At 45.1% G+C, this 12,144-nt stretch carries 20 protein-coding genes; all 20 read left to right on the top strand.

What is annotated here, in order from left to right:
- Positions 1-162 precede the first annotated feature (162 nt).
- The 20 genes from RS891_RS28080 to RS891_RS27985 all read left to right on the top strand — a co-directional run bounded on the left by RS891_RS28080 (position 163) and on the right by RS891_RS27985 (position 12,143).
- Positions 163-411, top strand: coding sequence for a ribosomal L7Ae/L30e/S12e/Gadd45 family protein (locus RS891_RS28080; protein ID WP_113055842.1), 249 nt, complete (start codon positions 163-165; stop codon positions 409-411).
- Between the two features lie 153 nt (positions 412-564).
- A complete protein-coding gene (gene rpsL, locus RS891_RS28075; protein ID WP_056697677.1) occupies positions 565-987 on the top strand; it encodes a 30S ribosomal protein S12 in 423 nt (140 codons plus the stop codon).
- 87 nt (positions 988-1,074) lie between these two features.
- Positions 1,075-1,545 carry a 30S ribosomal protein S7 gene (rpsG, locus tag RS891_RS28070; RefSeq protein ID WP_007432586.1) on the top strand — a complete coding sequence of 157 codons (471 nt, stop codon included), beginning with the start codon at positions 1,075-1,077 and terminating at the stop codon, positions 1,543-1,545.
- Between the two features lie 47 nt (positions 1,546-1,592).
- Positions 1,593-3,671: an elongation factor G gene (gene fusA / locus RS891_RS28065; protein WP_315793736.1), complete on the top strand. Its 2,079-nt coding sequence runs from the start codon at positions 1,593-1,595 to the stop codon at positions 3,669-3,671.
- A gap of 97 nt (positions 3,672-3,768) precedes the next feature.
- On the top strand, positions 3,769-4,959 hold the full coding sequence (tuf, locus tag RS891_RS28060; RefSeq protein ID WP_076292167.1) for an elongation factor Tu: 1,191 nt from the start codon (positions 3,769-3,771) through the stop codon (positions 4,957-4,959).
- Between the two features lie 435 nt (positions 4,960-5,394).
- Positions 5,395-5,703, top strand: a complete 309-nt coding sequence (rpsJ, locus tag RS891_RS28055; protein WP_017692074.1) for a 30S ribosomal protein S10 — start codon at positions 5,395-5,397, stop codon at positions 5,701-5,703.
- Positions 5,704-5,749: 46 nt separating this feature from the next.
- A complete protein-coding gene (gene rplC / locus RS891_RS28050; RefSeq protein ID WP_053779208.1) occupies positions 5,750-6,373 on the top strand; it encodes a 50S ribosomal protein L3 in 624 nt (207 codons plus the stop codon).
- A gap of 25 nt (positions 6,374-6,398) precedes the next feature.
- Positions 6,399-7,022, top strand: coding sequence for a 50S ribosomal protein L4 (gene rplD / locus RS891_RS28045; RefSeq protein WP_062329471.1), 624 nt, complete (start codon positions 6,399-6,401; stop codon positions 7,020-7,022).
- Complete coding sequence (rplW, locus tag RS891_RS28040) at positions 7,022-7,312, top strand: 50S ribosomal protein L23 (protein WP_024633586.1); 291 nt, start codon at positions 7,022-7,024, stop codon at positions 7,310-7,312. Before rplD ends, rplW begins: the two co-directional genes overlap by 1 nt.
- Positions 7,313-7,343: 31 nt before the next feature.
- Positions 7,344-8,174, top strand: coding sequence for a 50S ribosomal protein L2 (gene rplB, locus RS891_RS28035; RefSeq protein ID WP_076292169.1), 831 nt, complete (start codon positions 7,344-7,346; stop codon positions 8,172-8,174).
- Positions 8,175-8,245: 71 nt separating this feature from the next.
- Positions 8,246-8,524 (top strand): 30S ribosomal protein S19, encoded by a 279-nt coding sequence (rpsS, locus tag RS891_RS28030; protein WP_024633584.1) that lies wholly within the window; start codon positions 8,246-8,248, stop codon positions 8,522-8,524.
- Positions 8,525-8,559: 35 nt separating this feature from the next.
- Positions 8,560-8,892, top strand: coding sequence for a 50S ribosomal protein L22 (gene rplV / locus RS891_RS28025; RefSeq protein ID WP_024633583.1), 333 nt, complete (start codon positions 8,560-8,562; stop codon positions 8,890-8,892).
- 15 nt (positions 8,893-8,907) lie between these two features.
- Entirely contained in the window at positions 8,908-9,573 is a 666-nt protein-coding gene (rpsC, locus tag RS891_RS28020; protein WP_024633582.1) for a 30S ribosomal protein S3, read from the top strand.
- A 2-nt stretch (positions 9,574-9,575) separates the two neighbouring features.
- Positions 9,576-10,010: a 50S ribosomal protein L16 gene (rplP, locus tag RS891_RS28015; RefSeq protein ID WP_076292170.1), complete on the top strand. Its 435-nt coding sequence runs from the start codon at positions 9,576-9,578 to the stop codon at positions 10,008-10,010.
- Entirely contained in the window at positions 10,000-10,197 is a 198-nt protein-coding gene (gene rpmC / locus RS891_RS28010) for a 50S ribosomal protein L29 (protein ID WP_017692083.1), read from the top strand. The genes rplP and rpmC overlap by 11 nt, the downstream gene beginning before the upstream one ends.
- 48 nt (positions 10,198-10,245) lie before the next feature.
- Positions 10,246-10,512 carry a 30S ribosomal protein S17 gene (gene rpsQ, locus RS891_RS28005; protein WP_024633580.1) on the top strand — a complete coding sequence of 89 codons (267 nt, stop codon included), beginning with the start codon at positions 10,246-10,248 and terminating at the stop codon, positions 10,510-10,512.
- 35 nt (positions 10,513-10,547) lie between these two features.
- Positions 10,548-10,916, top strand: coding sequence for a 50S ribosomal protein L14 (gene rplN, locus RS891_RS28000; protein ID WP_024633579.1), 369 nt, complete (start codon positions 10,548-10,550; stop codon positions 10,914-10,916).
- Between the two features lie 39 nt (positions 10,917-10,955).
- A complete protein-coding gene (gene rplX, locus RS891_RS27995) occupies positions 10,956-11,309 on the top strand; it encodes a 50S ribosomal protein L24 (RefSeq protein ID WP_024633578.1) in 354 nt (117 codons plus the stop codon).
- Positions 11,310-11,341: 32 nt separating this feature from the next.
- Positions 11,342-11,884 carry a 50S ribosomal protein L5 gene (rplE, locus tag RS891_RS27990; RefSeq protein ID WP_062329467.1) on the top strand — a complete coding sequence of 181 codons (543 nt, stop codon included), beginning with the start codon at positions 11,342-11,344 and terminating at the stop codon, positions 11,882-11,884.
- Between the two features lie 73 nt (positions 11,885-11,957).
- The gene (locus RS891_RS27985; protein ID WP_013312154.1) at positions 11,958-12,143 is read left to right on the top strand and encodes a type Z 30S ribosomal protein S14; all 186 of its coding nucleotides are present in this window, start codon (positions 11,958-11,960) and stop codon (positions 12,141-12,143) included.
- The last annotated feature ends 1 nt before the right edge of the window (position 12,144 follow it).

Raw genomic sequence — 12,144 nt, 5'->3', positions numbered from 1 at the left:
AGGGGGCGGACGACTGTTTTATACAGACGGACGTTTCCCGGTATAGCAAAACTTGCAAATAAATGTTTTAGGATTAGCATTGACATTGCTTGCGCTAGATGCTAATATATCAAAGGTGCGTGGGCAGCTGATTGTATATGGTCCTATTCGGAGGAATGAACAATGTCTAATGAAAAAGGTCTGCAAGATGCTCATGTCAAAATTGGTACCAAACAGACCATGCGGATGGTCCAGTCAGGAATGGCTGCTGAAGTCTATGTGGCTGAAGATAGTGATCCGCAGCTCACTTCCAAAATCATTGCCTTGTGTGAACAACATAATGTGAAGTGCACGAAAGTGGACACAATGAAAAATCTCGGCAAAGCTTGCGGGATTGGAGTGGGAGCAGCAATGGCTGCTGTCGCAAAATGATAGAGTAAGGAACGTTTTTGTCCGAGAACTTTTAGGGATTCTCCAAGGCAAAAACTTTTCATTTGTCTTTTTATGAACCGCCTGGGTCTGTGGACTTAGCGTAATGAGGTTTATAAAGAAACATGAACAATTGAGGAAGGGGGTGGCAATCACATGCCAACTATTAACCAACTGGTTCGTAAAGGACGTCAAGCTAAAGTTGATAAGTCCAAATCGCCAGCTTTGCAAAAAGGGTTCAACGCTTTGAAACGTGAATCTACTAACATCAGTGCCCCACAAAAACGTGGTGTCTGCACTCGTGTAGGTACAATGACTCCACGTAAACCAAACTCTGCACTTCGTAAGTATGCCCGTGTTCGTTTGACGAACCGTCTCGAGGTAACTGCTTATATCCCGGGAATTGGACATAACCTTCAAGAGCACAGCGTTGTGTTGATCCGCGGAGGTAAAGTTAAAGACCTTGCAGGGGTTCGTTATCACATCGTTCGTGGAGCTCTTGATACTGCAGGCGTAAACAACCGTATGCAAGCTCGTTCGAAATACGGTGCTAAACGTCCAAAAGCTAAAAAAGCCTAAAACATTATAAGTAGCCATTCCATATACCTTTTGGATTAATATCTGAAAGTGTTGGATCGGCTCAACAAGAAAGAAAGGGGGATATCCATGCCACGCAAAGGTCCAGTTACGAAAAGAGACGTGTTGCCAGATCCGGTATACAACTCCAAGTTGGTTACTCGTTTGATCAACCGCATCATGCTCGACGGAAAACGCGGTGTTGCTCAAAGCATTCTGTATAATGCGTTCAAGTTGATTCAAGAACGTACGGGTAATGACCCGATGGAAGTATTTGAAGCAGCAATCAAGAATATCATGCCAGTCCTGGAAGTTAAAGCTCGCCGTGTCGGCGGTGCCAACTACCAAGTACCAATCGAGGTAAAACCAGAGAGACGTACTTCTTTGGGATTACGTTGGCTCGTGAACTACTCCCGCAACCGCGGTGAGAAAACAATGGAAGAGCGTTTGGCGGCTGAGATCATCGACGCTTCCAACAACACAGGCGCTTCCGTTAAGAAACGTGAAGACACGCACAAAATGGCTGAAGCGAACAAAGCGTTTGCTCACTACCGTTGGTAGGATTCAGTTCACAATAATAACTTCAATTTTGAAGGGAGACCCAATTCATGGCAAGAGAGTTCTCCTTGAAAAATACACGTAATATCGGGATCATGGCTCATATTGACGCGGGTAAAACCACTACAACTGAGCGGATCTTGTTCTACACAGGCCGTACGCACAAAATCGGTGAAGTTCACGAAGGCGCTGCGACAATGGACTGGATGGAACAGGAACAGGAGCGCGGAATTACGATTACTTCCGCTGCGACTACCGCTGCTTGGAAGGGCCACCGCGTTAATATCATTGATACCCCGGGACACGTTGACTTCACTGTTGAAGTTGAACGTTCCCTTCGTGTATTGGACGGAGCAGTTGGTGTATTCAGTGCGAAAGAAGGCGTTGAGCCTCAGTCCGAAACCGTATGGAGACAGGCTGACAAGTACGGCGTACCTCGTATCGCTTACGTAAACAAAATGGATATCATCGGTGCTGACTTCCTGAACGTTGTATCTGACATGCGTGATCGCCTTCAAGCGAACGCTGTTGCGATTCAACTTCCAATCGGCGCTGAAAATGATTTCATCGGTATTATCGATATCGTTGAACAAAAGGCTCATATGTACAAAGATGACCTTGGTCAAAATATCGAAGAAACAGAAATTCCTGCGGAATTCAAAGAGCAAGTTGAAGAACTCCGTAACGAATTGATCGAGCGTGTCGCAGAACTGGACGAAGAATTGACAATGAAATACCTGGAAGGCGAAGAAATCTCTATTGAAGAGATCAAAGGCGCTCTCCGTAAAGGTGTTGTAGATGTTAAGATCTTCCCTGTTATCTGTGGTTCCTCATATCGTAACAAAGGTGTCCAACTGATGTTGGATGCTGTAATCGACTACTTGCCAGCTCCAACCGATGTACCAGCGATCACTGGTCACCTCGAAGATGGAACTGAAGCTATTCGCAAGTCTTCCGATGAGGAGCCATTCTCTGCATTGGCCTTCAAAATCATGACTGACCCTTACGTTGGTAAATTGACATTCTTCCGCGTATATTCCGGTGTTCTTCAATCCGGTTCTTACGTATTGAATGCCACTAAAGGCAAACGTGAGCGTATCGGTCGTATCCTTCAAATGCATGCGAACAGCCGTCAAGAGATCACTGAAGTTTACTCCGGTGACATTGCAGCTGCCGTAGGTTTGAAAGATACTGGTACAGGTGATACACTGTGTGATGAGAAAAATCCGGTTATCCTGGAGTCAATGAACTTCCCTGATCCGGTTATCGAAATCGCCGTTGAACCTAAAACCAAAGCTGACCAAGATAAAATGGGTGTTGCTCTCGGTAAGTTGACTGAAGAGGATCCTACTCTTCGTGCTCATACTGACGAAGAAACAGGCCAAACAATCTTGGCAGGTATGGGTGAGCTTCACCTTGATATCATCATTGACCGTATGCGTCGTGAGTTCAAGGTTGAAACTACTGTGGGTAAACCACAAGTAGCTTACCGTGAAACATTCCGTGCACCAGCGCGCGTTGAAGGTAAATTCGTTCGTCAATCCGGTGGTCGTGGTCAATACGGTCACGTATGGGTTGAGTTCGAACCTCTCGAGCCGGGTACAGGCAGCCAGTTCGAAAGTAAGGTTGTCGGTGGTTCCGTACCAAGAGAATACATTCAACCAGCTCTTGCAGGTATCGAAGAGCAAATGAAAAACGGCGTTATTGCAGGCTTCCCGCTTGTTGACGTTAAGGCTACAATCGTAGACGGATCTTACCATGATGTCGATTCCAACGAGATGGCATTTAAAATTGCCGGATCAATGGCGCTGAAAGCTGCGAAAGACAAATGTAGTCCAGTTCTGCTTGAGCCAATCATGAAAGTAGAAGTAACCGTTCCAGAAGAGTACATGGGTGACGTTATGGGTATGCTTAACTCCCGTCGTGGCCGCATCGAAGGTATGGATTCCCGTAGTGGAGCCCAAATCATCCGTGCTAAAGTACCTTTGTCTGAAATGTTCGGATACTCTACAACTCTTCGTTCCGGTACTCAAGGACGCGGCGTATTCTCCATGGAGCTTTCTCACTATGAAGAAGTTCCTAAGAGCATCGCTGAAGAGATTGTTGCCAAAACAAAAGGAACCGAGTAGTTTTCTCTCATTGAATGAAAGTGCATAAGAGTCATGAATTCTTTGCACTTCATTTAGTGAAAACATAAAATTATAATTTTAAGGAGGCCACGTTCAAATGGCAAAGGCTAAATACGAACGTAATAAACCCCACGTTAACATTGGTACTATCGGTCACGTCGACCATGGTAAAACAACTCTGACTGCTGCAATCACAACTGTATTGTCCAAAACTTACGGTGGTGCTGCTGTAGCATTCGACCAAATCGACAAAGCTCCAGAAGAGCGCGAGCGCGGTATCACAATCTCCACAGCTCACGTTGAGTACGAAACTGACACTCGTCACTACGCTCACGTAGACTGCCCAGGTCACGCCGACTATGTTAAAAACATGATCACTGGCGCGGCACAAATGGACGGAGCTATCTTGGTAGTATCCGCAGCTGACGGCCCAATGCCACAAACTCGTGAGCACATCTTGCTCTCCCGTCAAGTAGGCGTACCTTACATTGTTGTATTCTTGAACAAATGTGACATGGTTGAAGACGAAGAGTTGTTGGAATTGGTTGAGATGGAAGTTCGCGACCTTCTTAACGAATATGAGTTCCCAGGTGATGATACTCCAATCACTCGTGGATCCGCTCGTGAAGCTCTGCAAAACCCTGATGGTGAGTGGGCTCAAAAAATCGTTGAGATGTTCAAAGAAATCGATACTTACATCCCACTGCCTGAGCGTCAAACTGACAAACCTTTCTTGATGCCTGTCGAGGACGTATTCTCCATCACTGGTCGTGGTACTGTTGCTACAGGTCGTGTAGAGCGTGGTACTGTTAAAGTCGGCGAAGAGATCGAAATCGTTGGTATCACTGAAGAAACTAAAAAATCCGTAGTTACGGGCGTTGAAATGTTCCGTAAATTGCTGGATTCCGCTCAAGCGGGTGACAACATCGGCGCATTGCTGCGTGGTGTTGACCGTACTCAAATCGAGCGTGGACAAGTTTTGGCAAAACCGGGTTCTGTTAAGCCACACACAGAATTCTCTGCACAAATCTACGTTTTGACTAAAGAAGAGGGTGGCCGTCATAAGCCTTTCTTCACTGGATACCGTCCACAGTTCTACTTCCGTACAACTGACGTAACTGGTATCATCAACTTGCCAGAAGGTACTGAAATGGTAATGCCTGGTGACAACATCACGGTTACTGTTCAACTGATCTCCCCAATCGCGATTGAAGAAGGAACTAAGTTCTCCATTCGTGAAGGTGGCCGTACAGTAGGTGCAGGTTCCGTAGCAACTATCCAAAAATAATTCAGCTTATCGCTGAGTAAGCATATGCAACAGTGTACTGGAACGAGTAACATTGTGCTGTAACGAAGCTTCGGAAGAGTTCTTTATCCGACATCGGATAAAGAACTCTTTTATTATGTAATAGTTTCGGAACCTGCGTCATACGAAATGAACATCATTTACGAATGTAGAAGGATTGGTAAGGCAGCCTGGATATTGGAGATAAACACTGCACTAAACGAAGTCATTTCATAAGAAAAGATTAGTTTAAATGTTTTTCTTAAATATGCTTGCAATATGCCCATCTTTTCTATATAATAATGAATGTTGTTCTGTGACGTTGCGATGATGTGAGAGGTTACTGGCACACCCGGCCCCTTTGCCATGGGGCAGTGGCTAGAAAATTTTCACGGAGTATGTCCGATAAAAAATTGGGCGATAGAAGGAGGGACTAAAATGGCAAAGCAAAAAATTCGTATTCGTTTGAAAGCTTACGACCACAGAATTCTTGATCAATCCGCGGAGAAAATTGTTGAAACAGCAAAACGTTCGGGTGCAGGTGTATCCGGTCCGATTCCGCTTCCTACTGAAAAACAAATCATTACTATTCTTCGTGCGGTGCACAAGTACAAGGATTCTCGGGAACAATTCGAACAACGCACACATAAGCGTTTGATCGACATCGTTAACCCGACTCCACAAACTGTGGATGCCTTGATGCGCTTGGATCTGCCGTCCGGTGTAGATATCGAAATTAAATTGTAATACAAGCTACAACAAAGACCATGTATAAAGGAAAAGAGGTGTCAACATGAAAGCAATCTTAGGAAAAAAACTCGGAATGACTCAAGTATTTACACCTGAGGGTAACGTTGTACCAGTAACGGTTATCGAAGCAGGCCCTTGTGTTGTTTTGCAAAAGAAAGATATTGAGAATGATGGCTACGAAGCAATTCAAATCGGTTATTCCGATAAGAAAGAGAAAAATGCTAACAAGCCAGAAGCAGGTCACGCTAAAAAAGCGAACACTGCCCCTAAGCGCTACGTTCGTGAAGTTCGCGGTATCAACATCGCAGAATATGAAGTTGGCCAAGAACTGAAAGCTGACATTTTCGCTGAAGGCGAATTCGTTGACGTAACGGGTGTTTCTAAAGGTAAAGGTTTTGCCGGCGTTATCAAACGTTGGGGACAAAGCACTGGACCTATGTCACACGGTTCACGTTACCACCGTGGCCCTGGTTCAATGGGTTCGATCCAAGCTAACCGCGTTCCTAAAGGCAAACGCCTGCCAGGACACATGGGACATGATACTGTTACAATCCAACGTCTTGAAGTAGTTAAAGTAGACGCTGAACGTAACGTGTTGCTCGTGAAAGGTTCCATTCCTGGACCGAAAAACAGTCTCATTAAAGTTAAAGAAACGGTGAAAAAATAACCACTGAAGAAAGGAGGAACACAAAATGCCAAAAGTATCAGTTTACAATGTAGATGGTAGCCAAGTAGGCGAAGTTGAATTGAACGATGCCGTTTTCGGGATTGAGCCGAACCAACACGTTCTGTACGATGCAGTTCTTATGCAACGCGCTTCCCTTCGTCAAGGTACCCACAAAGTAAAAGGACGTTCTGAAGTACGTGGCGGTGGACGCAAACCTTGGAAACAAAAAGGTACAGGTCGCGCTCGTCAAGGTTCGATTCGTTCTCCACAATGGAAAGGCGGCGGTATCGTATTTGGTCCGACACCACGGAGCTATGCGTACAAACTGCCTAAGAAAGTTCGCCGTTTGGCGATCAAATCAGCTCTTTCATCCAAAGTGATCGACAATGACATTATCGTTCTGGATGCTCTCACGCTGAGCACGCCTAAAACAAAAGAATTTGCAGCCATCTTGAACAACTTGAAAGTTGGACGCAAAGCTTTGATCGTAGCTCCTAGCTATGATGATAATGTGGCTCTTTCCGCACGGAATATTCCTGGCGTGAAATTCGTAGCTGCTGACGGCATTAATGTTCTTGACGTGCTTTCGCACGACAAACTGATCATTACGAAAGAAGCAGTTCAGAAGGTAGAGGAGGTGCTCGCGTAATGAAGGATCCTCGTGATATTGTAAAACGTCCGATTATTACGGAACGTACTGCTGACATGATGAATGACTTGAAATATGTATTTGAAGTCGATATCCGTGCAAACAAAACCGAGATCAAAAAGGCCGTAGAAGCTATTTTCAACGTAAAAGTGAAAAACGTGAACACTCTGCGTGTTCCAGCTAAGCCTAAACGGTACGGACGTTATTCCGGATATACAAGCGAATGGAAAAAAGCGTTTGTAACGCTGACACAAGACAGCAAAACGCTTGAGTTCTTTGAAACTGTATAATTGAAATTTTTGAAGTAAGGAGGGAAACCTAGTGCCAATCAAAAAGTATAAACCAACTTCCCCGGCAAGACGGAACATGTCCGTTTCTACATTTGAGGAAATCACCACAGATAAGCCGGAGAAATCGTTGTTGGCCCCGTTGAGCAAACAAGCAGGCCGCAACAACCAAGGTAAAATTACAGTTCGTCACCACGGTGGTGGACACAAACGTAAATACCGTATCATTGACTTCAAACGTACTAAAGATGGAATACCGGGCCGCGTTGCTACGATTGAGTATGACCCGAACCGTACATCCAACATTGCTTTGATTCACTACGCTGATGGTGAGAAACGTTACATCATCGCTCCTAAAGGTCTGAAAGTTGGCGATCAAGTATTCTCCGGTCCTGACGCAGACATCAAAATCGGTAACGCACTGCCACTTGAAAACATTCCAGTAGGTACCGTTATCCACAACATCGAGTTGAAACCAGGTAAAGGCGGACAATTGGTTCGTGCTGCTGGTACAGAAGCTCAATTGCTTGGTAAAGAAGAAAAATACGTATCTGTTCGTCTCTCTTCCGGAGAAGTTCGTCGTATTCTGAAAGTTTGCCGCGCAACAATCGGATCTGTTGGTAACCAAGACCACGAGCTCATCAAAATCGGTAAAGCCGGTCGTAGCCGTTGGTTGGGACAACGTCCTGAAGTTCGTGGTGTAGTAATGAACCCTAACGATCACCCACACGGTGGTGGTGAAGGTCGTGCTCCAATCGGACGTAAATCGCCAATGTCACCATGGGGTAAACCTACTCTTGGTTACAAAACGCGTAAGAAAAATAAAGCTTCTGATAAATACATCATTCGCCGCCGCACGAAGTAATACACACTGTGCATAACTTCGTGAGGCATCTGCGGATGCATAATAGCTACGTTTGAAGGGAGGATCTCCACATGGGTCGCAGTTTGAAAAAAGGGCCATTCATTGATGGCTACATGCTGAAAAAGGTAGAAGAGATGGAAGCATCCGGTAAAAAGCTTGTTATTAAAACCTGGTCCCGTCGTTCTACAATTTTCCCGCAATTCATCGGACACACATTTGGCGTATATGACGGTCGTAAACACGTACCAGTATACGTAACTGAGGACATGGTCGGACACAAATTGGGTGAGTTCGCTCCAACCCGTACGTACAAAGGCCATACTGATGATGATAAGAAAACAAGAAGATAAATGAACATCTTTAATGTTTGAGAGGAGGTTACACAATGGAAGCAAAAGCACATGCTAAGTTTATCCGGATTGCCCCTCGTAAAGTTCAACTCGTTGTTGACTTGATTCGCGGCAAGCAAGTTGGTGAGGCGGTTGCCATTCTCCGTCACACTCCGAAATCCGCTTCTCCGATTGTTGAGAAGTTGCTTAACTCCGCGATTGCAAATGCGGAACATAACTATTCTTTGGATGTTAATAACTTGGTCATTTCGCAAGCTTACGTGAACCAAGGACCGACAATGAAACGTTTCCGCCCTCGTGCAATGGGACGTGCAAGTCGTATTAACAAACGTACTAGCCACATCACTTTGGTGGTATCTGAAAAGTAGAAGGAGGGGAAATGTGTGGGCCAAAAGGTAAATCCAGTCGGACTCCGTGTCGGAATTATCCGTGACTGGGAATCTAAGTGGTATGCAGGTAAAGACTTCGGCGATCTTTTGATGGAAGACGTGAAAATTCGTGAATTCCTGAAAAATAAATTGAAAGACTCCGCTATGTCTCGTGTTGAAATCGAGAGAGCGGCTAACCGCGTAAACGTAACGATTCACACTGCGAAACCAGGTATGGTTATCGGTAAGGGTGGATCTGAAGTTGAAAATCTGCGTAATCAAATTACGAAAATCGCAGGCGGTAAAAAAGTACACATCAACATCTCTGAAATTAAGAACCAAGACCTGGACGCAATCCTGGTAGCTGAAAGCATTGCACAACAATTGGAACGTCGCGTTTCTTTCCGTCGTGCTCTGAAACAAGCTATTCAAAGAACTATGCGCTCTGGTGCAAAAGGTATTAAAACTCAAGTGGGCGGACGTCTTGGCGGTGCTGAGATTGCTCGTTCGGAAGGCTACAGCGAAGGAACTGTTCCACTGCACACGCTTCGTGCCGACATCGACTACGGTACAGCAGAGGCTCATACAACTTACGGCCGTATCGGCGTAAAAGTATGGATCTATCGTGGAGAGGTTCTTCCTACGGCTAAGAAACAAGCTGCTAAGGAAGGAGGCAACTAATCATGTTGGTACCAAAACGTGTAAAACACCGTAAGCAACAACGTGGACATATGAAGGGCCAAGCTAAAGGCGGAACTACGCTGAACTTTGGCGAATACGGTCTGCAAGCTACGGAACCGGCTTGGATTACGAACCGTCAAATCGAAGCGGCTCGTATTGCGATGACTCGTTACATCAAACGTGGTGGTAAAGTTTGGATCAAGATCTTCCCAGACAAACCAATCACTCAAAAGCCTCTCGAGGTTCGGATGGGTAGCGGTAAAGGTAACGTAGAAAAATGGGTTGCAGTTGTGAAACCAGGTAAGATCATGTTTGAACTTGCTGGTGTACCGGAGGATATTGCACGCGAAGCAATGCGTCTTGCCGCTCACAAACTGCCAATCAAAACGAAGTTTGTGAAACGTGAAGAATTGGGTGGTGAAGCAAATGAAAGCTAGTGAATTTCGCAACCTAACCTCTGCTGAAATCGAGCAAAAGATTGCCGGATTTAAAGAAGAACTCTTTAACCTCCGCTTTCAACTCGCTACCGGTCAGCTGGATAACCCGACTCGAATCCGTGATGTGCGGAAAGAAATAGCTCGTGCTAAAACCATTATCCGTGAAAGAGAATTGGGAATCGGTTAATTAGGGATCGGATGTCTAATCCGTCCGTAATCAGGAAGGAGGCCAACAATGAGCGAAGAACGTAACGCACGTAAAGTGCAAACAGGTAAAGTAGTCAGTGATAAAATGGATAAAACGATCGTTGTTGCTGTAGAAACTTACAAAAAACACGACTTGTACCATAAACGTATCAAGGTTACTAAAAAATTCAAAGCGCATGACGAAGAAAACACTGCGAAAATCGGTGACACGGTGAAAATCATGGAGACTCGTCCGCTTTCGAAAGATAAACGCTGGAGACTTACTGAAGTCGTAGAAAAAGCGATTATCATCTAATGCATCAGCAGCATAGCTGAAAGGAGGAATACTAAATGATTCAACCATTTACACGTTTGACTGTGGCCGACAACTCCGGTGCGAAGGAACTGATGTGTATCCGCGTACTCGGCGGTACGGGACGTCGTACAGCTCAAATCGGTGATCTGATCGTTTGTTCGGTAAAACAAGCAACACCAGGCGGCGTTGTCAAAAAAGGTGATGTAGTTAGAGCGGTTGTCGTTCGTACTAAACGTTCTGTACGTCGTAAAGACGGTTCCTACATCGGTTTTGATGAAAATGCAGCGGTTGTTGTAAAAGACGACAGAAGCCCACGTGGAACACGTATTTTCGGACCTGTTGCTCGTGAACTCCGCGAGAAAGACTTCATGAAAATCGTTTCCTTGGCCCCAGAAGTTATCTAAAGCTTAATCTCGTGATGTTAGAAACAGGAGGTGTACGAAATGCCAAGAGTGAAAAAAGTTCTGGAATCCCATAACAATAAACTTCATGTAAAAAAAGAAGATACAGTTATGGTGATCAGCGGTAAAGACAAAGGTAAAAAAGGCCGTGTCATCGCTGCTTATCCTCGTGAGAACCGCGTCCTTGTGGAAGGTGTTAACATGATTAAAAAACACCAGAAGCCTAACCAGCAAAATCCGCAAGGCGGCATTATCGAGAAGGAAGCTCCGATTCACGTTTCCAACGTAATGCACATCGATCCGAAGAGCGGAAAAGTAACCCGTGTAGGTTACAAAGTGTTGGACAACGGAAAGAAAGTGCGCGTTGCAAAACGTTCCGGAGAAATTATCGACTAATTGAACCGAATGAGAAAGGAGGTCTATGATTCATGGCAGCAAGAATGAAAGAACGTTACCTGAACGAAATTGCTCCTGCTTTGATGCAGAAGTTTAATTATACAACGGTAATGCAAGTGCCGAAAATCGAGAAAATCGTTATCAACATGGGTGTGGGCGACGCAGTTCAAAACTCCAAAGTGTTGGATTCCGCAGTAAACGATTTGCAACTGATCGCAGGTCAAAAACCTGTAATCACTCGTGCTAAAAAATCTATCGCAGGTTTCAAACTGCGTGAGAACATGCCTATCGGTGTTAAAGTTACATTGCGCGGCGAGCGTATGTACTTCTTCCTCGATAAACTGTTCAACGTTACGCTTCCTCGTGTCCGCGACTTCCGCGGTGTATCGAGCAAAGCTTTCGACGGACGTGGTAACTACACACTGGGTCTGAAAGAACAATTGATCTTCCCAGAGATCGAGTATGATAAAGTAGACAAAGTCCGCGGTATGGATATTGTCATCGTAACAACGGCGAAAACAGACGAAGAATCCCGTGAATTGCTCACGCAACTCGGAATGCCTTTCGTAAAATAATGTTGCTATAACGTTTCCGGGTGTCTGGAAAGACTCCCTTTTCTCCGAAATTATTTAGGAGGTGTCAGGCTAAGTGGCAAAAACTTCGATGAAAGTTAAACAACAACGTACACCAAAGTTTAAAGTACGTGCTTATACACGCTGTGAGCGTTGCGGACGTCCACATTCGGTACTGCAGAAGTTCAAAATTTGCAGAATTTGCTTCCGTGAATTAGCTTATAAAGGCCAGATCCCTGGCGTGAAAAAAGCAAGCTGGTAAA

This window comes from Paenibacillus sp. BIC5C1 (assembly GCF_032399705.1).
GTDB lineage: Bacteria > Bacillota > Bacilli > Paenibacillales > Paenibacillaceae > Paenibacillus > Paenibacillus taichungensis_A.
This window is presented reverse-complemented; position numbering and strand designations above follow the sequence as displayed.